Source organism: Rothia sp. P13129 (assembly GCF_048512865.1).
Taxonomy (GTDB): Bacteria; Actinomycetota; Actinomycetes; order Actinomycetales; family Micrococcaceae; genus Rothia.
Map to the genome: position 1 here is coordinate 109,706 of NZ_JBLXYA010000005.1, position 20,490 is coordinate 130,195.

General features: G+C 45.7%; 16 protein-coding genes and 1 tRNA gene. 11 read left to right on the forward strand and 6 right to left on the reverse strand.

Going from position 1 to position 20,490, the window contains the following annotated elements:
• Window positions 1-510: 510 nt before the first annotated feature.
• The 3 genes from ACN081_RS05105 to ACN081_RS05115 form a co-directional block, all read right to left on the reverse strand.
• Window positions 511-939: a DoxX family protein gene (locus ACN081_RS05105; protein ID WP_419107136.1), complete on the reverse strand. Its 429-nt coding sequence runs from the start codon at window positions 937-939 to the stop codon at window positions 511-513.
• Between the two features lie 195 nt (window positions 940-1,134).
• Window positions 1,135-1,656, reverse strand: a complete 522-nt coding sequence (locus tag ACN081_RS05110; RefSeq protein ID WP_419102253.1) for a ferritin — start codon at window positions 1,654-1,656, stop codon at window positions 1,135-1,137.
• Window positions 1,657-1,829: 173 nt separating this feature from the next.
• Window positions 1,830-2,357, reverse strand: a complete 528-nt coding sequence (locus ACN081_RS05115; RefSeq protein WP_419107137.1) for a MarR family winged helix-turn-helix transcriptional regulator — start codon at window positions 2,355-2,357, stop codon at window positions 1,830-1,832.
• 346 nt (window positions 2,358-2,703) lie between these two features.
• On the opposite strand from ACN081_RS05115, the gene nhaA (ACN081_RS05120) reads away from it, so the two are divergent.
• Both nhaA (ACN081_RS05120) and nhaA (ACN081_RS05125) read left to right on the forward strand, forming a co-directional pair.
• Window positions 2,704-4,035: a Na+/H+ antiporter NhaA gene (gene nhaA / locus ACN081_RS05120; RefSeq protein ID WP_419107138.1), complete on the forward strand. Its 1,332-nt coding sequence runs from the start codon at window positions 2,704-2,706 to the stop codon at window positions 4,033-4,035.
• A 200-nt stretch (window positions 4,036-4,235) separates the two neighbouring features.
• Window positions 4,236-5,627: a Na+/H+ antiporter NhaA gene (nhaA, locus tag ACN081_RS05125; RefSeq protein WP_419107139.1), complete on the forward strand. Its 1,392-nt coding sequence runs from the start codon at window positions 4,236-4,238 to the stop codon at window positions 5,625-5,627.
• Window positions 5,628-5,639: 12 nt separating this feature from the next.
• Here nhaA (ACN081_RS05125) and ACN081_RS05130 read toward each other — a convergent pair whose 3' ends face one another.
• Entirely contained in the window at window positions 5,640-6,386 is a 747-nt protein-coding gene (locus tag ACN081_RS05130) for a hypothetical protein (RefSeq protein WP_419107140.1), read from the reverse strand.
• 18 nt (window positions 6,387-6,404) lie between these two features.
• Window positions 6,405-9,737 carry a bifunctional lysylphosphatidylglycerol synthetase/lysine--tRNA ligase LysX gene (gene lysX / locus ACN081_RS05135; protein WP_419107141.1) on the reverse strand — a complete coding sequence of 1,111 codons (3,333 nt, stop codon included), beginning with the start codon at window positions 9,735-9,737 and terminating at the stop codon, window positions 6,405-6,407.
• 401 nt (window positions 9,738-10,138) lie between these two features.
• On the opposite strand from lysX, the gene ACN081_RS05140 reads away from it, so the two are divergent.
• Window positions 10,139-11,665 carry an alanine/glycine:cation symporter family protein gene (locus tag ACN081_RS05140; RefSeq protein WP_419107142.1) on the forward strand — a complete coding sequence of 509 codons (1,527 nt, stop codon included), beginning with the start codon at window positions 10,139-10,141 and terminating at the stop codon, window positions 11,663-11,665.
• A gap of 88 nt (window positions 11,666-11,753) precedes the next feature.
• Window positions 11,754-12,059 carry a PLDc N-terminal domain-containing protein gene (locus tag ACN081_RS05145; protein ID WP_419107143.1) on the forward strand — a complete coding sequence of 102 codons (306 nt, stop codon included), beginning with the start codon at window positions 11,754-11,756 and terminating at the stop codon, window positions 12,057-12,059.
• Between the two features lie 74 nt (window positions 12,060-12,133).
• On the opposite strand, the gene ACN081_RS05150 is transcribed toward ACN081_RS05145, so the two are convergent.
• Window positions 12,134-12,217 (reverse strand) — tRNA-Leu (locus tag ACN081_RS05150).
• A 127-nt stretch (window positions 12,218-12,344) separates the two neighbouring features.
• Here ACN081_RS05150 and ACN081_RS05155 point away from each other — a divergent pair.
• From ACN081_RS05155 to ACN081_RS05185, 7 genes are all read left to right on the forward strand, one after another.
• Entirely contained in the window at window positions 12,345-12,653 is a 309-nt protein-coding gene (locus tag ACN081_RS05155) for a YrhK family protein (protein WP_419107144.1), read from the forward strand.
• A 177-nt stretch (window positions 12,654-12,830) separates the two neighbouring features.
• Entirely contained in the window at window positions 12,831-13,661 is an 831-nt protein-coding gene (locus tag ACN081_RS05160) for an FhaA domain-containing protein (RefSeq protein ID WP_419107145.1), read from the forward strand.
• Window positions 13,661-14,161, forward strand: a complete 501-nt coding sequence (locus tag ACN081_RS05165; protein WP_419107146.1) for an FHA domain-containing protein FhaB/FipA — start codon at window positions 13,661-13,663, stop codon at window positions 14,159-14,161. The genes ACN081_RS05160 and ACN081_RS05165 overlap by 1 nt, the downstream gene beginning before the upstream one ends.
• Before the next feature lie 5 nt (window positions 14,162-14,166).
• The gene (locus ACN081_RS05170; protein WP_419107147.1) at window positions 14,167-15,861 is read left to right on the forward strand and encodes a PP2C family protein-serine/threonine phosphatase; all 1,695 of its coding nucleotides are present in this window, start codon (window positions 14,167-14,169) and stop codon (window positions 15,859-15,861) included.
• Window positions 15,854-17,305, forward strand: a complete 1,452-nt coding sequence (locus tag ACN081_RS05175) for an FtsW/RodA/SpoVE family cell cycle protein (protein ID WP_419107148.1) — start codon at window positions 15,854-15,856, stop codon at window positions 17,303-17,305. Before ACN081_RS05170 ends, ACN081_RS05175 begins: the two co-directional genes overlap by 8 nt.
• Window positions 17,298-18,743, forward strand: coding sequence for a peptidoglycan D,D-transpeptidase FtsI family protein (locus ACN081_RS05180; protein ID WP_419107149.1), 1,446 nt, complete (start codon window positions 17,298-17,300; stop codon window positions 18,741-18,743). The genes ACN081_RS05175 and ACN081_RS05180 overlap by 8 nt, the downstream gene beginning before the upstream one ends.
• A complete protein-coding gene (locus ACN081_RS05185; RefSeq protein WP_419107150.1) occupies window positions 18,740-20,485 on the forward strand; it encodes a protein kinase domain-containing protein in 1,746 nt (581 codons plus the stop codon). The genes ACN081_RS05180 and ACN081_RS05185 overlap by 4 nt, the downstream gene beginning before the upstream one ends.
• Window positions 20,486-20,490: the final 5 nt, after the last annotated feature.

Here is a 20,490-nt window from a genome sequence, read left to right on the forward strand (position 1 = left end):
TTGCTTATTTTTCTATGAATTTCGAATAATTTCAGAAATCATCGTATTAATCTTCGATAATGACAGTGGTGTAAGTTTTCCACCCCTGTGGATAAAACCTGTGTATAACTAATATTAAAACACCATCTTCCCCGCTTTATACGCCACCTATTTGCAGATTTTCCACATTGAGTAGTACAGAAATCTCCATTAAGTGGAAATTGTGCACATACTTATCCACAAATGGGGATAAATGAAGAGGCTCGCTAGATGAGCGCAACTAAGATTTTCTTTCTATCAGTGAAACAATACTTGAGAAACTCACAAAACAGCATGTCAAAAGCTTATTTATAAGGAGAGTCTACCCAAAAATTGCAGCTCATTTCCTTGTCACAGCGGTGTAATCACACGAGTGTAAGTTTTCCACTGCTGTGGATAAAATCTGTGCATAACCTTTAAAATGCACAAAAAGAGGGTTCATCATTGATAACTCAATGATGAACCCTTCAAAAAAAGAATATTAGTTAAAGACTAAGCAGCAACTTTTCCTCGAGCAAAAATTCGGTCTACCGCATAAGCGCCAGGTCCTGTCAGGACGAGAGCCACTGCCATGACCGCATAGCTGAGAGGAAGCTCAAAGCCGCTACCACTTGCAAAGAACCCATTTGAGATATGAACAAACGCAATAGCGCCAAACATAACAATACTTGTGAGAAGTGCCGCCAAGCGAGTTGCTAACCCAAGAATAATCAGCAGTCCACCAACAAGTTCAACGTAAGTGGTGAAGTTTGCGGAGATTTCAGGGGCAGGAATCCCGAGTTTCTCAAATCCTGCGGTAACACCGCTGATGGTCTTTTCGCTGTATTTTTGCCAGCCGTGCAACATCATTGCAATACCTAGACCGAGGCGTAGAACCAAAAGCCCTACAGAAGATGAAGGTGTATTTCTTAAAATATCCATAACTTTATCTTCGTCTAGAAATACTTTCCATTACAAGTTCCTAGACGTATAAAGTAACATTTATTATGCCTTTTTATGGTGATTTATAGCACTATTGCAAAGATGATGCTTAAACAACAGTGGGGCATGACACAAAACCAGTGCCATACCCCACCGTTATCAGGGTCTCCCTACACAGAAACTAACGTTTCACAGTTAGGAGCCAGCAGGAGTTGGTGCAGAATCATCAACACCATGGTCATCACCAAACTCACGAGCCACAAAGTTCTCAATATCAAAGAGGTTATCTGTACGTTTACAGATAGTTACCAAAGTTTCCATTGAAGCAACTTCTTCCACCTGTTCCTTGAGGAACCACAACATAAACTGCTCGCCCAAAGCATAGTTCTCAGCGCGAGCAGCTTCAAAAAGAGCCTCAATCTGCTCAGTAACCGTCTTCTCCTGTTGCAAAGAAAGCTCAGCAATCTCTAAAACACTCGAAAAATTATTTTCAACATGAGGAATACCTGGAATCTGAATTTCTTGGCCACGATCTAGCTGATATTGGACCATCATCAGAGCATGCCCGCGCTCTTCTAAAGACTGACGATAAAAATGGCGAGCAAGCTGAGGCAGGTCCTCAGAATCAAGCCATACTGCCATCGCTAAATACTGGTGAGATGCGTGGAACTCATGTCCAATTTGTTCACTGAGAAGCTCATAAAAGTTCTTAGCCATTAGGTAATCTCCTTATATATTGGCTCACATGCACCCAAGGCATGTTTTTATGTGCAGAAAAGCTACACGACAAATCTGCAATATCAATAGCTTCCTATCAGGACTGATACAAGATAAAGCCCCTCAAACCGAGCTATTACATCTCAGTCTAAAGCACTCACACCCAACTAAGGCTAGCCCAAGAGCATAGAACGTTTAACCGTAATAACGTCAGAAGGCTTATCCCCCAAAACCGATTCACCAATTTTGGCTAATTGTTTAATCTGGCGAGGACCTAAATTATTAAAAATTTGCTGACGAACCTCTGCAACATGCCCCGGTGCAGCGTCTTGTACTTTCTTCAGGCCTTTATCCTCTAACCTACACATCGATACCCGACGATCTTTACTCCACAAAGAACGAGTAACATAGCCGTTCTTTTCTAAACGGGTTACAACGCGAGAGAGCCGAGGCAATAGAGTATTTGTCTGATGTGCCAACTCAGTCATGGTTAGGCATTGTTCAGAAGCTTCTGATAAGACTGCTAAAACCATATATTCGACGAAGCTCAAACCAGAATCTCGCTGTAGTTGTGCTTCAAGTTTTCCCGGCAGGCTAAACATCACAGAGGCAAGGAACAACCAGCCTTCGCGTTCTTCTTCAGATAACCACGCTACGGTATCAGCGTCCTGAGAACATACTTCAGATGGGGGTGTACTCATGCTCAAGCCTCCGTTCTTTCCAATGGCCGAAGTCTAAAAAATCTAACCTTTTCTATTTTAGTGATTAGTTAAGACATTATGTCTGTTTCATAAATATTTGAGGCATATATGTGGACTTTTCTCATGGTAGCGGTGCCCAGACTAACAGAAGTCATCATTTATGACGTTTTCTCTCCTATGATAAGCTTGCTACCTAACACTCTATGTGGATAATACCGCTGAAAAGCTCATACCAACTATCCACCCAAGAGCATGGTGTGCCGGGAAGTCTGGTCGGCTCGTTTCCATACAACCCTTATCGAAACGGAATGTATCAAAGTCACACCACACATGCACAAGGAGCTATATGTCTTCTCAGACCGTCCTTTCGCGCGGCTCATACAAAGAGTCACAGCGCATTGCAGAGATTCTTCGCAAAGAATCTGTTGGCGGGTTCATCCTACTCGGAGCTACAGTCCTCGCTCTGATTCTCGCTAACACTTCAGCTGCAGATTTCTATTTCAACCTGCGAGACACCAAACTAGGTCAAGACATTGGGGACTTTCACCTCAAGCTATCCCTAGGGCATTGGGCTGCAGATGCTCTCCTTGCCGTATTCTTCTTCCTTGCGGGTCTTGAACTCAAAAAGGAATTTGTCATTGGCGACTTACGCAACCCGGGAAAGGCACTTGTCCCCGTTGCGGCAGCAGCCGGCGGTGTAGCGCTTCCAGCCATCATTTACACCCTCATCAACCTTAATTCAGGTGCTGAAGCGCTCGGTGGATGGGCAATTCCCGCTGCAACCGACATTGCGTTTGCAGTAGCTGTTCTTGCTGTTATCGGTACACACTTACCGGCAGCGCTACGAACATTCCTCCTCACTCTTGCAGTAGTAGACGACCTCATGGCGATTATTATTATCGCTATTTTCTACACCTCAGAGTTGAAGATTCATTATCTAGCGATTGCTATTGTGCCCATCATCATTTACGCGCTGATTGCTCGTAAAGGTGAAAAGATGTTCCACCTGAAACCGGCAACATCATGGCTCGTGCTACTTCCTATTGGTGCTATTGTTTGGGCACTATTCCTCAATTCTGGTATTCACGCCACGATTGCTGGCGTTATCCTCGCCTTTACCATTCCCGTAAAACATACTTCTCACACCCATGCAGCTGATGCAGATCATGGACTAGCAGAAGTTATGGAACACCGAGTCCGTCCATTCTCTGCAGGATTCTGCGTTCCAGTCTTTGCGTTCTTCTCTGCAGGTGTTGCTATCGGCGGTCTTAACGGTTTCACCAGTTCTCTCAAAGACCCCATTGCCCTAGGTATTATCATCGCTCTCGTTGGCGGTAAGATTATCGGTATTTTCGGGGCAACATGGCTCGTTACCCGTCTACGTCACGCTAACCTCGACCCCGATATTAAGTGGGTAGACGTTCTTGGTTTAGCAGCACTTGGTGGTATCGGTTTTACCGTTTCACTACTCATTGCAGAACTATCCTTTGGTATTGGTTCAGAGCATAATGACCACGCGAAAATTGCGATTCTTACAGGTTCTATCTTGGCAGCGCTTGTCGGTGCAGCGATTCTCGGATCTCGCAATAAGTACTATAAGAACCTTGAGGCTAAAGAGTCTGTAGATGCTGATGGTGACGGCGTCCCCGATGTCTTCACCGATGACTCAGACGGATAGTTTAACGCCTGAGACATGGAGAAAACCCGCACCGTGGAATGATTTTCTACAGTGCGGGTTTTTTGTGACCTTCTTATCAAAACCGCATGAGATAGTGCACATTATGCAGCAATTAATCAGTAAACATACTGTTTTTCTGGTGCTATTGGCTAAAGTACATAGCAGCACATCACACCATTTCTTCAGAAAGTTCTCCCCCTATGACACGTTCCGCTTACGATGAGGACAACGAACAAGCCGATGATGTTTTCTCACGCGGAACGTACGCTGAATCATCGCGTATCGCACACATTCTCAAGCGAGAATCATCCGGAGGATTCATACTGTTATGCGCCACAGTTCTGGCACTCATCCTTTCTAATAGCCCCGCTTCATCGCTCTATTTTGGTGTTAGAGAAACTGAATTAGGTTTTCACATCCCAGGGTTTGAACATCTTGTGATGCCTACTAGCCAGTGGGCGGCAGATGGGCTCTTAGTCGTCTTTTTCTTTCTCACTGGTTTAGAACTCAAAAAAGAGTTTGTTTTAGGAGATTTGAGGAATCCTCAACGCGCTATTGTTCCGGTAGCAGCAGCTTTTGGTGGTGTTATCGCGCCAGCGCTCATATTCTTTGCTGTTAATCATTCCAGCCCTACAGCAGTCCATGGGTGGGCTATTCCTACAGCAACAGATATTGCGTTTGCCGTAGCTGTTATTACGGCAGTTGGCTCTCATTTACCTTCAGCGTTAAGAACTTTTCTTCTGACGCTAGCAGTAGTAGATGACCTCATTGCTATCTTTATTATCGCTGTCTTCTATACTCATCATTTCAAGATAAGTTACCTTTTACTTGCAATTATTCCGATAATCGCATATTTGTGGATTGCTCATCGTTTTGAGTATTTCTTCCACACTCGCACATGGGCGGCTTGGGTTATCCTCTTACCTCTTGGCATAGCAACATGGGCTTTATTCCTCGAATCAGGTATTCACGCCACCATTTCAGGTGTTCTTTTAGGTTTTTGCATTCCCGTAAAATACACTCAACAAGCTCGTGCCGTTCAAGCCGACGCAGGCTTAGCAGAGGTGCTCGAAAAAAGAATGCGCCCCATATCCTCCCTCCTTTGCATTCCTCTCTTCGCATTCTTCGCAGCAGGAGTCTCCTTCGGAGGGCCTGAGGGACTCATCAAAGCCCTCCGTGACCCAGTATCTCTAGGAATTATTGGAGGCCTAGTTCTTGGCAAGAGTATCGGTATTACCCTCACAACTTGGCTGATTACGCGACTCAAAAATGCGCATCTCGACCCCGACATCCAATGGATAGACATTCTATGCATCTCTATTACTGGAGGTATCGGTTTCACGGTGTCGCTTCTCATTGCCGAACTGTCTTTTCCAGCTGGCTCCGCTCATACAGAAGACGCCAAAATTGCGATTCTCGTCGGCTCTATTACAGCAGCATTAATCAGCGGTATCTTATTATCTCTACGCAATAAGGCATACCGAGATATTGAGATTAAAGAAAATATCGATGAGAATGCCGACGGTATCCCGGATGTCTTCAGCGATGATATCGACAGAATTAAGGCAGCGTCACGACGAAACACCCGCTAATCGAACAACGGTTTAGGCTGTTTTCAAAAATATTCCAAGAATTGCTTGCAGTACCGGATAGATGAACACATCTGCACATAAGATAGCACCCAAGCTAAAGCAGAGTGCAGGAACAATATATGCGAATAAACGCCCGCAACGACGCCGTATCGCGTCGATCATAACCCCAAAGATTGCTTCACGGCGATATAGCATCAAAAGCAATAGCAATACGAGTGGAAATTGAGAGATGATAGCCCAACCTAATAGTCCAAGGCTACGGATAGGTAGTGGTTGTTGTGCTGATAATGCAATATATGTGGTGAAAGAAATTTCGAAAGTGATGATGGCAAGGAAACCTAGTGTAAAAAGAGCTAACCCCACGGGGCTTGTGAAACGCATTTTTTTGGTGTGTATTTCATTGCTATCTAAGCGGTGAGCATGAAAACGTATTCTCATAATGGAATATATTCCGTAAGTGACCAAGAGCAATGCACACACCAATTTACCCACAAGAACAGGAACCTGACGGCTACTAACAATCCACGAAAGAATCTGTTTCCACGGTAAATGATTTAGAGTCTCCCCCAATACAGCAGTGAGAAAGAGACCCCACATTACAATGCCTAAAATAATCGACAAACAAAAAACGAACACTGCTCTACGTGAACGCCGACCTGGACGAACCGAAAGATAGTACACCGCTAACAATGCCGGTGTTGGGTCAAACCCAGCAATGCCTAATGGCAATAACAACCCAAAATAATTAAAAACGCTCATTACTACCGATTACCCTTATCAGCGTGAGGGTTTAACGAAAGGGAAGGTCAAAACGTCTCGAATATTTTGCCCTGCTAACAACATGACTAAACGATCTACTCCAATACCTAAACCACCTGTCGGTGGCAAACCAACTTCTAAAGCGTAAAGGAAGTCTTCATCAACTTCCATTGCTTCAACATCTCCAATAGCAGCTTTAAGAGATTGTTCATTGAGACGGCGACGCTGTTCTAAAGCATCAGCCATCTCTGAATACGCAGTTCCTAGCTCCATACCGTCAATGACCAAATCCCACCTCTCAGCTAGCCCAGGGTGACTGCGGTGAGCGCCGGCTAAAGGAGATGTCTCCTGAGGAAAATCAATATAGAATGTCGGGTAAATCGTCTGCGGCTCTACCAATTCCCCGTATAGTTCTTCGATAATAGCGCCAGCACCCATATCATCTCTCACGTAAATACCATGGGTACGAGCATGGTCAAGAAGAACTTCAAAATCAGTATCCAAAGAGATAGGCTCTCCTATCACCTCTGATAATGCTTCACAGACGGTCTTGACTGGCCATTGAGCAGAGATATCGATTAGGTGACGTTTTCCGTCCTTTCGTTCTCCTAGGGGTAAGGATTCGCTGCCAAAAATACTATAGGCAACATTCTTGATAAGACTCTGAGTGAAATCCAACATCACCTTGTAATCGGCGTATGGTTTATAGGCTTCTAAGACTGTAAACTCCGGATTATGGGTAGCGTCTGCCCCTTCATTACGGAAATTTCTCCCAATTTCGTAGACGGCACCCATATCCCCTGCGACAAGACGTTTAAGATATAGCTCTGGCGCAATACGTAAATATAAATCTGAACCATACGCATTGATAAATGTTTTGAAGGGGCGGGCACTTGCCCCACCATGAATAGTATGAAGAATAGGTGTTTCTACTTCAAGAAACCCTGACGCATCTAGCGTCTTACGTAGAGAAGTAATAACAGCGCTACGCATCCTGATATATTCACGTTGTTTCGGATGAACAATGAGATCTGTTGAACGGCGGTGCAGTCGTGTTTCGGGGTCTGTGAACTGTTCAAAAGGAATATCGTGTAGAGATTTCGCGCCAAGAGTCCAACGATGGGCCAGCAGGGAAGGTGTTCCGTTCCGTGAGGTCCCTAAAATTCCTGTGAAAACAAGAATGTCACCCCGATCTACTGTTTGACGGAATATGTGAAAGTCGTTGAGAAATTGTTGTTCGCACACAACTTGGGCTTCTTTGAAGCCCTCTTTTAACGTCAGAAAAACAACAGCACCATGTGAGCGAATGGACCTAACTCTTCCGGCTACGGTGATAGTCCCCGTCGGAGTTCCCCCTGCATGCGTCAAGAAGTCTGCAAGTTGTCCGGCAGTATATTGCGTACTTATTCCTAGTGGGTAGGGGTTAATTCCGTATTCTTTGAGTAAGTTCAGATGCCGAATACGATGTTTTGTTTGATCGGTATATCGTGGGGTGAAGGAGCACGGCGTATCTGTGCGATTTTCTAGTTCGTGAAGCCGGTGCAAGTGCTCGTCATCTAACGTTGGCAGGTGCCGAGTTTCTTGTACAAGTAATGCCGGCAAAAAGCCTTCTGCAACGCCTGAGGATACGCATACCTGAGACAGCGTCAGCATCGAGTCAGCCGCAATATAACGTGGTTCCCATACGGGATCAAATTTTTGGTTAAAACGATACAGCCTCTCAAGTTGTAAGAATCTATTGAGGATACCCAGTGTGGAAGAAACTAGGCGTGTCCAGGGGCTCGCCCCAAAGTGGTCAGCTTCAACGAAGGTTTTTCGGAACATCGCAAAATTCAACGAAACTTTTGTAATTCCAATTGTTGGAAGGTTTTGCATCGTTGTTGCAATCATAAATTCCATGAGCCCATTAGGCGCTTGCGGAGAACGACGCATCACATCTAACGAAATACCGTTTTTCCCCCAAGGAACAAAAGAAAGTATTCCTACAATCTTTCCGTCAGGAGATTCAGCAGTAATCAGTACACATTTACCGTCTGCGGAATCTCCAAGACGGTTCAGCGCCATTGAAAATCCACGTTCTTCTGCGCCGTGACGCCATTGGTCGACGAGGCTGATGATGGAGTCCATGTCCTGACGCGAAACATCTGCGTGACGTCGAATATTGATGGTGTACCCATCGTGGTTCAGTTTTCTTGTTGCATGACGCACTTCTGCCAAGGAGGTGTTGTTAATGCTGAACCGTTCAGCGTTGAGTATGGCTTCATCACCCATATAGGTGATAGCGAGACCTGCTTGTGCGTAGGCTTTTGCGCCGCGTTCGCTCGCACTAATAACGCCGGGGGTCCAGCCGTAGGTTCTAGCGTGTGTCATCCAGTTTTTAATGGCGCTATCCCATGATGATGGAGCTCCAATGGGGTCGCCGGAGGCTAACGCCACTGAGTAGATGAGACGGTAGGTGATTACAGCACGACGGTCGTCAGAAAAAATCATGGATTTTTCACGTCGAGTTGCAAAATAAGAGAGGGAGTCTTTGTCTCCGTATTCACGGATGAGGGTACGAAGCTCTAGTTCGTTATCTTGGTTCCAGCTTTTCTGGTCAGCTGGTGTTCTCAACACTACAGCAATAGTGATAATGATGGTCAAGGCGTAGCATAGGTCGATAAGAGCTTTGAAGAAGTGGATCAGACGGTGTGAACTATCAGATGCACCCAGTGGGGAAATATTAACGACAGAAAAACCGTATTCAAGAGTGTTTTTCCAGAGTGTTCCAAACCCTATTCTCTCTTGAATATACCCCATGAGAAGAGCAACGCACCACGTAGCAAGAACGCCAATGATGAGGGAAGTAACCGCTTGTTTCCACCGCGAGCGCACGGTATGGGCAGGAAAGGCACTTTTGCAGGAGTATAAGAGCACTAAGGCACAAAGAGCAAAGATGAGGGAGATTCCATTAGCTACAGAACTATAGACATCAAAAAGATGTTTAAAGTCTTGGTTATTTCCGAGGGTTTGCAAGACCCCAGGGATAGTGACGAGGATTCCAGCATATTGGAAGAACACTACAGCATATAAACCAACTCTGCGTCTGCGAATCAGGGCGGTAGTGATGAGTATCAATACGATGGCTGATACTAGGGTGTGGTCTACGGGGATGTTCATTGCCCCTAGAAGGATTTCCCACCAGGGGTATCCCACATGGTTTTTATGGAAGGGTGTCAGGACCCATGAGAAGAAAGCTAATGCAGAGCTAATAGTGTAGATGCCGATGACCCAGCGAGCCGTATATTCTGCGTGTGAGGTGAGTTTTTTCCACGTTCTTGTGATGATTTGGGTCTTGGGGTTAATCTTCACTCTTGTGTTGCTCTTCCTTGTGCTCCCCCTCTGCACGTTTGTTTCTCACGGGGGAGGGACTTGTCCAATAGAGTACAACTCTAATCTTTCTTAGGGGTGTTATCTAGAAATTTTTCTTGAGTTTTGGTCTGTTCTGTGGGTGTTTTGTGTTCTGGTGTTACACCGATGAAACATTTTTCCCTTAGTGTATAACCCAGTTAAAGAATATCTACAGCCGTGCCTTATAGACTTTTTGGCTACCCTTGATGGGTTTTCGGATATTGCCGATGATTTCATCGTTTTCTATCTTGCTCGGTAACACACTGCGTTTCTCTGTAGTTCAGAGGCTCATGATCATCTAGCTCAGCATGTCTTATCACCCCGTAAGAGGTGCGGTGCATTCCTCAGTAAAGGAGCATTTTATGAATGCTTTTATTGATGTCATTAATAACATCAATGATGCTACTGCCTCCGCGGCAGAAGTTATTACCTCCATTTCAGATAGTGTCTGGAGTGTTTTGTTTATCGTCCTGATCGTCGTTGGTCTTGGCATTACTGTTGCTACCCGTGCGGTGCAATGGCGTGCACTTCCTGAGATGTTCCGCTCCGTAGTTGAGCCATCTGGTAAAGAGAGTGATGGGCGTAAGGGTATTTCATCATTCCGCGCGTTTACTGTTTCGGCAGCTTCTCGTGTGGGTACTGGAAATATTGCTGGTGTTGCGATTGCAATTTCTCTTGGTGGCCCTGGCGCTGTTTTCTGGATGTGGGTTATTGCTGCTATCGGTGCGGCCTCTGCTTTTGCAGAGTCTCTCCTCGGACAGCTATATAAACAGCATGGTCAAGATTCTTATATTGGTGGCCCCGCATACTATATGCAGCGTGGTTTGAACGCGCGCTGGTTGAGCCTCATTTTCGTGGCGTTTATTATCGTCACTTACGCGTTTGTTTTTGTTGCTTTGCAAACGAACTCTATTGTTGATGCGGCAGCGACTTCTTTTGGTTTTGATTCTGCATCTGATGATTCTCTTGGTTTGCGTGTTGCTATTGGTGTCATCGTTATGGTGCTTGCTGCAAGCATTATTTTTGGTGGTATTCGCGCTATTTCTTCTGTGACTGAATGGCTTGTACCTATTATGGCGGTGCTGTATCTGTTGCTTGGTCTTGCAGTAGTGCTGATGAATCTTACGGAGGTTCCTCATATTCTTGGAGAAATCCTTCAGGGTGCTTTTGGTCTTAAAGAATTCACCACTGGTGGTTTGATTGGGGCAATTACTCTAGGTATGCGTCGTGGTTTACTCTCTAACGAGGCTGGTATGGGTACTGCACCTAACGCTGGTGCGACCGCAACAATTTCTCACCCCGCAAAGCAGGGTTTTGTGCAGACTCTTGGTGTTTACTTCGATACGATGTTGGTTTGCTCGGTGACTGCGTTTATTGTTCTACTCTCAAACCCAGAATATGGTAGTGACGCTAAGGGTGCGGCGCTGACTCAGTCTGCACTTTCTGAGCAATTGGGTGGATGGTCTATTAACTTCTTGACCATTGCTATTGCGTTGTTTGCTTTCTCTTCTATTGTGGGTAACTACTACTATGGTGAGTCAAACCTTCGTTTCTTGACCGAGAACAAGACCCCGATGTTTATTTTCCGTGTTCTTGTCTTGTTCTTCGTATTCTTTGGTGCTATTTCTTCGTTGAAGCTCGTATGGAACTTAGCAGATTTGTTGAATGCTGGCATGGTCGTTGTGAACTTGACGGCTGTATGTTTGCTGATGCCGAAGGTCATGAAGTTGCTTCGTAACTATGAGGTTCAGCGTAAAGCTGGTCTTGAGCCTATTTTTAAGGCCTCAGACATGCCCGAGATTAAGAATCTTGCTGCTTGGGACGGCACTGATGAGGTATGCACTCGTGAGTTCTGGGAACAGGTTGATCGAGAGAAGACTCTTCGTTAAGGTGTAGTTTTTTCGGCAATTGGTAATGTCGTGAGATAAGGCGTCGGTTCTCTTGTGTCGAGGGAGCCGACGTCTTCGTATATGCTATTTGAGTTTTATTCGATTGATGGAGGTGGGAGTGTTGATGGTGTGGCAAAGTGCTGAGGTTTTGGAGGTCTCGCAGAGAAATACGTCTGATCCTACGGTGTTAAGTTGGGTTCTTTTAGTGGGTATTGGTGTGGGTGCGGCTCTTGCCTTGTATTGTCTTTTGACGATTCATCGAAACCCTTATTTTTCTCGTGGGCAAAAACTTGGATGGCTTTTTGTGGCGTTGGCTTTTCCTATTTTTGGTCCCATTTCTTGGATAGTTCGCGCCCATCATGAGAAAAGTTATCAGGAGTCTCGTGGTTCTTAGCCGCGTTGTATGATGCGTTTAATAAAAGAGGTGCTTCCCTATTCATAGGTGAATAGGGAAGCACCTTTGTTGGGTGCGCAAGGGGGGACTTGAACCCCCACGCCCTTGCGGGCACAGGCACCTGAAGCCTGCGCGTCTGCCAATTCCGCCACTTGCGCTAGAGTCGTTTTAATGACGACAACGAGAAATCATTATACACCCATAGACGGCGTTCTTTGCAAAAAATATCATGTCTTCAGTCACCCGATGGTACATACTTATTCGTAATCATGACATGATGTTTTCATGAAAAAACCTCAAACAGATACTTCCTTAGAGATACGTTGGGGCAATGAAGAGCTCATTATTCGCCAACGATATGAGACGCTATCCATTTTGAATGACATTTTAATTGGTGTTATTTTCCTCATCGGTTCTTTTCTTTTTTTCTCACCTAAGACGGTTACTGCTGGAACGTGGCTTTTTGTTGTTGGTTCAATGTTGATGTTGATTCGTCCTTCTATTCGCATTACTCGCCATATTCATCTTCGGAAGCTTCGGACGAAATATCATTCAACTTCAGGGCAAAAGATTGATCAGTCCTTTGACTTCTAAAAAACTTCCTAGGGAGAGAAAAACCTAATTCTTACAGGTTTCTCTCAATCATCTATTAGACTGGCATTGTAGTGTGTTTACGTATAAGGAACGTAGATTATCACTCTTGAAAGTCATTATTAGGTGTTTTTACTGTTATCTGCGGTCAAGGACATATAAATTCTCAAGGAGGCAAGCATGGGTTTTATCAACAAACTTGAGCAAGGCCTAGAGAAAGCTGTTCGTGGCACGTTTAGTGGCGGGAATAGCCGTTTTGAGCCGGCTGACTTAGCTAATCGTATCCGCACAGAGATGGATGACCGCTCGTACTCTATAGCGTCTGGGCATACTCTGGCACCCAATGTTTTCACCCTATATTTTGCTACTGAAGATTTTCCGCGCGTTAAAAGTTGGGGTACTCCGTTAGCTGAAGAGTTATGTGATGTTGCAATTCGGCAAGCACGTGCTCAGGGGTATTCTTTGCGCGGTGCGGTACGAGTTACTTTTATTGGTGATGATTCTCTTGATGCTGGAGATTTTAAGGTGTCTTCTTCTCAAGAGAAAATTTCAACGGGAGAGGTTCCTTCTCAACAACCTCATCTAGCGGTTCCTCGTCCTCATCACCAAGATATGTATCGTCAAGAGAATGCGAGAAGCCCCCAGTCTTCACATAGCACCCACGAGCATTCTTCGTCGTGGGGCACTCGGTTACAGGACGAATCTACTGAAAAAACGCAGGTAGTTTTGAATATTAATGGTCAGAACTATTCTGTTGATTCTTTCCCCGTTGTTCTTGGTCGCGGGGCTCAAGCTGATATTACGGTCGAGGACGCTGGGGTGTCTCGACGTCATCTAGAAATTATGGAACAAGACGGAATTTATCTTGCTGTTGATTTAGGCTCAACGAATGGTAGCTACCTCAACGGTCAGCGGCTTCAAGGACGTAGAGAACTTACTCATGGCTCAATCCTTAAGATGGGTCGTGCACAAATTATTTTCCGTCTTATGGTTCCAAGGAGTGCGCGTTAATGGCTTCAGAATTTACACTTGGTATCCTTCGTTATGCGTTTTTGTTGATTTTGTGGTTGTTTATCTACGGTGTTGTTGCTGCATCTCGCAAAGACTTAGCCGTTGGAAAAAATTACCGTATAGAACAGAGAGAATATGCTGCTGAGGGATCCTCTCCAACAACGGGGCCTCAGCCGCCAGCTGCTCCGGCTAAACCGAAGCCACCTGCTCGTGCTCAACAGCTTCTTATCGTTGATGGAGCATATGCTGGTCATGTTATTCGGCTATCTGATGTACCTCTAGTAATCGGGCGTGGTTCTCACGCTGATGTGCAGATTAAAGATGATTATGCTTCGCATCAGCATGCACGGCTTTTCCCTCAAGGCTCCCGCTGGTTTATTGAGGACCTTTCATCAACGAATGGTACTTTTATTAATGATCAGCGTTTGACGAGGGCTACTTTGTTAGAGACAGGTACGGTGTTCCGTGTCGGTCATACAAGTATGCAGTTGAAGGCATAAAGCCTATGGGTATTGCATTTCGTTTTGCAGCACGGTCTGATGTTGGTCGTGTGCGCTCTAAAAATGATGACTCAGGATACGCCGGACACTATCTAGCTGTTGTTGCCGATGGTATGGGCGGACACGTTGGTGGTGATGTAGCTTCTGCAACAACGGTCCTTGATCTCACGCCTCTAGACCATAGTGGCTATGAAGGTTCTGCCGGTGTCTATTTAGCAGATGAAATTCAAACCGCTAATATCATCATGAATGAGCTCGTTGATTTGAATCCAAGTCTTTCTGGTATGGGAACAACGTGTACGGCCCTATTAGTTGACGGCGAAAAAATTGAGCTTGCGCATATTGGAGATTCACGAGCTTATCGTTTACGGAACGATGTTTTTGAGCAAATCACAACGGATCATACCTTTGTGCAACGTCTCTTAGAAGAAGGGCGTATTACCCCTGAGCAGGCACTTACTCATCCTCATAAGAACGTTATTATGCGTGTTCTTGGGGATGTTGATGCCTCACCTGAGTTAGAGCTTTTGACCTTAGAGGCAGAATGTGGCGAGAAATGGGTTCTCAGCTCGGACGGTCTTGACGCTGTTGTCGGTGTTGAAGAGATTGAAGAAGTCATGCGTTCGACAGAAGATCTTAAACACATGGTGGATTCTCTTGTCGATTTAACATTGGACCGCGGTGCTCCAGATAACGTAACGGTGGTTGCTCTTTCTGTCATTGACGAAGATGCTCTTTCTTCTACTGTTACATCACCCCAACCAATTATTCCTTTACGTCAGTATTCTGATGAAGGAGAGTTTCTTGGTGTTGTTAAAAACCCTCATTCTCTAGATGAGGGCACTCCTATCGAGCCAATGTCTTCAGAACAGGGCGAAGATGAGGGCGCTCCTTCTTCGCACCGTGCTCCGTGGCGTCGCCGTCTTCCGGTAGAAACGAAGATTCGCAATGCCTTGACGCATGGTAAGTGGCGTGGGGAATCTTTCTCCGACGGTGTTTTTAATATGATGACCGAAACCTCTGGGGTAGATGAGCGTCCAGAAAATATTGAGGATTCGTCTGCTGCTGTACTCCGTGAAGAGTTAGCTGAGCGTCCACATCAATTAGTTGGTGCAGCATCTAACGCAACGAACACAGGAATGATTCCTACCGTCACGAAGCGTACGGTAGCACAGCGGGCAACTTTAGTGACCACACCAGCGACGTTGGTTCCGGTAGAGGAAGTTGAGTTACCTCAAGAGTTTCAGGCGGCTATTACAACTCCAGAACGGTCAGTACGTTCTCGTTGGGGTGTTCGTATTTTTACTGCTTTATTAGTTGTTGGCACTCTTTTTGCTAGTGTTTTGACCTTTGCCTCGTGGGTGTCGAATCAATACTATGTCGGTATTAATAACGAGAAAGTTGCTGTTTTCAATGGGGTTCCGCAGTCTTTAGGGGCTATTCACTTTTATAAGGTTGTCGAAGAGACGTCTCTTGAGGTTGCAGAGCTTCCGGAGTATTCGCAATCTTTAGTTCGTAGCACTATTTCTGCTCATGATTTATCCGACGCTACACGAATTGTTTCAGATTTACGGCAGCAGGTTGATTCTGCTCATGAGAAGAAAGACCAGCAGAAACCTTCAGCATCTGCTACGCCTGTTCCTTCATCGTCCAGCGTTTCACCTTCACCTAGTAGAGCTGAGGAGGCTACCCGTGGCTAAGTTTTTTAAGCCCTCAGACAGGCCTCGTACTCGTCGTTTTATAGAACTATTTTTAACGGTTATCGCTATAGCTTTCTGCCCTATCAGTATGTGGCTGGTGGACCCTGAGAACATTACGCTCAAGCATGATAATACGTGGGTTCTTGCGACAGGTGTTCTTGGTGGTGGCGCATTACTTATTCATACTGTTTTGCATCTGCGAGCGCGATATGCTGACCCGTTGATTTTGCCTATTGTGGTGCTTTTGAATGGTCTTGGTCTGGCGATGATTTATCGTATTGATTTGACCACTCCATCTAATGCTGGGGCAACACAAATTATGTGGACGGCGTTAGGAATGACTGTTGCGGCGGTGACCCTTTTAATGCTCAAGAGTCATCGTGTTCTTCGCAGAGTCACGTATGTTTCTTTGCTGGTTTCGTTGGTGTTATTGTTGTTGCCGCTGATTCCATTTTTGGGTGTTGAGATTTACGGTGCTCGTATCTGGATTTCTATTGCTGGGCGCACTTTCCAGCCTGGTGAGCTTGCAAAGATTACTTTAGCTATATTTTTTGCTGGGTATCTTTCAACTCATCGTGATTTGATTTTGGTTGCTGGTCGTAGGTTGGGCCCGCTTCGTTTCCCTCGTTTTAGAGATTTAGCCCCCATGTTTATTGCATGGTTGGCGAGTATTGGTGTTCTGATTTTCCAACGGGATCTTGGGTCAGCTATTTTGTTCTTCGGTTTGTTCGTCTCGATGTTATATCTTGCAACGGGACGTTCTACGTGGGTATTCCTTGGTCTGGGTTTTGTCGCTTTAGGTGGCGTATTGGCATACCAGTTTATCGGGCATGTTAATGCTCGTATCTATGGTTGGATACATGCATTTGACCCTGAGATTTATAACCGTGCTTATGGTGGTTCTGGTCAAATTATTCAGGGAATTTTTGGTTTGGGTGCTGGTGGACTCTTTGGTCGTGGCTGGGGTAAAGGTCGCCCTGATCTGGTCGCATTCTCTAACTCAGATATGATTGTCACGTCTTTGGGTGAAGAGCTTGGGTTGGTTGGTTTATCCGCTATTTTATTGCTGTATTTCTTGTTGATTACTCGTGGTTTCCGTGCTGCTTTAGGAACTCGTGATGCTTTTGGCAAGTTGCTCAGTGGTGGTTTGTCTGCTGCTATTGTGATTCAGCTTTTTGTGGTCGTTGGCGGGGTGACTCGTATGATTCCTTTGACTGGTTTGACGACTCCTTTCCTATCTGCTGGTGGTTCTTCTCTTCTGGCAAACTGGATTATTATTGCGCTTTTGCTGTCAGTTTCACATGCTGCACGCGCTCCACATGTTATTGATTCTTCAACAGGTGTTGATGGAGCATCAGATACGGATTCTCAAGAGGGCGGCGTGACTCGTCTGATTTCTAAGATGGCAACACATACTCGAGTAGGAGGTTCACCCCGTGAATAAGGCTATTCGTAAGGCGTGGATTGCTTCTAGCTGTATTTTTGCTCTTCTTCTTTGTTCGCTGACGTATATTCAGTTCTTTGATGCTAAAGCATTAGCTGATAATCCGTGGAACTCTCGGACGTTATATGAGAATTATGGTTCTCAGCGTGGTTCTATTGTGGTTGATGGCAAGGAGATTGCTTCTTCTGTTCCTTCTCATAACGGTTATGAGTATCAGCGTGTTTATTCAGATCCATATGTTTATGCTCCGCTGACTGGTTATTTCTCGTCTATCTATGGTTCGACGGGGTTAGAGAACGCGATGAATGGTGAGTTGTCAGGGAATTCTGACAACCAGTTCTATGATCGTCTTTCACGCCTTTTTACGGGAGGTTCTGCTCAGGGGGCAACGGTTGAGCTAACTATTGATTCTCAGCTGCAAACTTTGGCGTATCAGCTTTTGGAGGGACATAAAGGCGCTATTGTGGCGTTGAATCCGAAGACGGGTGAGGTTCTTGCAATGGCAACGAGCCCGTCCTATGATCCTAATGTTTTGTCTTCTCCTGATAATGAGTCGGTGTTGGCTCAGTATCAGGAGCTCAATAATGATCAGAGCGCTCCTCTTTATAATCGTGCTATTGCGGGTAAGACGTATGCTCCTGGTTCAACGTTTAAAATTATTGATGCGGTGGCTGCTTTAGAGTCGGGAAAGTATTCTGCCAAGAGTGTTATTCCGAATCCTCAAGAGTATGTTCTTCCAGGGACAAATACGGCGTTGCCAAATTATGTCAATGGCCATTGTTCTTCTTCTCAAGAGGCAACTATAGAATGGGCTTTAGCCCAATCGTGTAATACGCCTTTTGCTCAGATTGCTATAGATTTGGGGCAGGATGCTATTGCTCGCACGGCTAAGAATTTTGGGTATCAGGATGATTCGTTGAAGATTCCTTTGCCGGTATCGGAGTCAGTGTTCCCGTCAAATCTTTCGGATAGTACTTTGGCGTTGTCTTCTATTGGACAATATGATGTGAGAACGACTCCTTTGCAGGTGGCGATGATGTCTGCGGCTATTGCTAATGATGGTGTTCAGATGAAGCCGAATCTGATTCGCTCTGTCAAGTCTCATAATTTGAGTTCTCTTTATGAATTTTCGGCGAAGGAGTTGCGTACTTCTACATCGCCAAAGGTTTCGCAACAAATTCGTGATTGGATGGTTAACGACGTGGATAACGGCATTGCCTCTGGTGCTGCAGTTAGCGGCGTGAAGGTAGCTGGCAAGACGGGTACTGCGGAGACTGGTGTAGCTGGTCAGAATAATTCGTGGTTTACTGGTTTTGCGCCAGCAGATAATCCGCAGGTTGCTCTTGCAGTCATGTATGAAGATGTCAGTACCGCTGAGGGTGCTCAGCTTACTGCTCCCGCGGCTAAACAACTCTTTGAGGCGGTGTTGAATAAGTGAGACCTTCAACTGAGACGTCGTTAGGTGGTCGTTATAATCTCACGGAGCGTATCGCTATTGGTGGTATGGGTGAGGTGTGGAAGGCTCGTGATAAGGTACTTGGTCGTATCGTTGCGGTGAAGATTCTTAAAGAGGAGTACACCGGCGATCCTGGTTTCTTGGAGCGTTTCCGTGCTGAAGCTCGCCATACTGCGTTGTTGAATCATCCTGGGGTGGCAAATGTTTTTGATTATGGTGAGGAAGATGGCTCTGCCTTTTTGGTGATGGAGCTTGTTCCCGGAGATCCGTTATCGAACATTATTGAGAAGGAACGTACATTAGATTCTGATCGTATTTTGAGTATTATTGCTCAGACTGCGCGTGCTCTTGCGGTTGCTCATGATCAGGGCCTTGTACACCGAGATGTGAAGCCGGGTAATTTGATTATTGCTCCGGGTGATCGTGTTAAAGTGACGGATTTTGGTATTGCTCGTCTTGCAGATCAGGTTCCGTTAACGGCTACTGGTCAGGTGATGGGAACGGCTCAGTACCTTGCACCAGAGCAGGCTACTGGGCAGCAGGCAACTCCTTCTTCTGATATGTATTCTTTGGGCATTATTGGTTATGAATGTTTAGCTGGTAAGCGTCCTTTTACGGGAGAGTCTCAGATTGCTATTGCGTTGGCGCAGGTGAATGATCCGCCTCCCCCGCTGCCTCAGTCGGTGCCAGCTCCAGCAGCAGCGCTGATTATGTGTTTGTTGTCTAAAGATCCGGCTCAGCGTCCTAAGAATGCGACAGCGTTGGCTTCTGCTATTGATGCTATTCGTCGTAAGGATATTAAGGCTGCGATTAAGAGCGTTCCGACACTAGCTGAGTTTTTGTCTCCTGATGGTACGTCTGTTACGGAGGTGATGACGGCTCCTACTGCTGTTACTCCTCAGCGTCCTCGTTTTGGTTCTGGGCATCGTCATGTTCCGCAGTCTACGACAGCGCCAATTCCGGCTGTTGCTGAGTCTACGTATCGTTCCTATCCAGCAAGGGCTGAGCGAAAGTCCCCGTGGGTGTGGGTATCTTTGATATTGGCAGCTGTTGTAGTTGCGTTAGTGGTTTGGTTTGTGATTCTTGAAGGCTCACAGCGGACGCCAGCTTCTTCTGAAGATACTCCTGTTCCAACTGTGTCGGGTACAGTTTCGACAGTAGAGGCGTCTCCTGAGATGAAGGCTCCTGTTGATGATTCTCCGGTCACTATTGAGGTGGTGTCTTCTGCCTTTGAGGGCCAGAAACTTGAGGATGTTGTGAATGAGCTTGTCGCACAGGGGTTGTCTACAAAAACTACGGGGAGAACTTCTGATCAGCCGGCAGATACGGTATTGTCTGTATCACCTGAGGGGGCGTTGAGCCCAGGCGCTACAGTGACGGTTACGTATTCAACTGGTCCTCGTTCTGTGACGCTTCCCTCTAATTTAGAAGGAATGAATAGCGACACAGCTATTAGTGAAATTACTAAACTTGGTGTTAATGTGAAAGTTCATCAGGAGGAGTCTAGTAGTGCGGAGCCAAACACGATACTCCGAACTAACCCTTCTTCTGGGACTAAAGTTGAAGTTGGTAGTAGCGTAGATATTTACGTTGCAACTTCACCGAAGTCAACGGCTTCGCCGACGGCTACAGATTCTCCTAGTGCTGGTTCTCAGGAACAGCCGGAAGATTCTCAGTCTTCAACTAATCCATCTACTACTCCAACTGCTTCGAATAACGGGTGAATTGA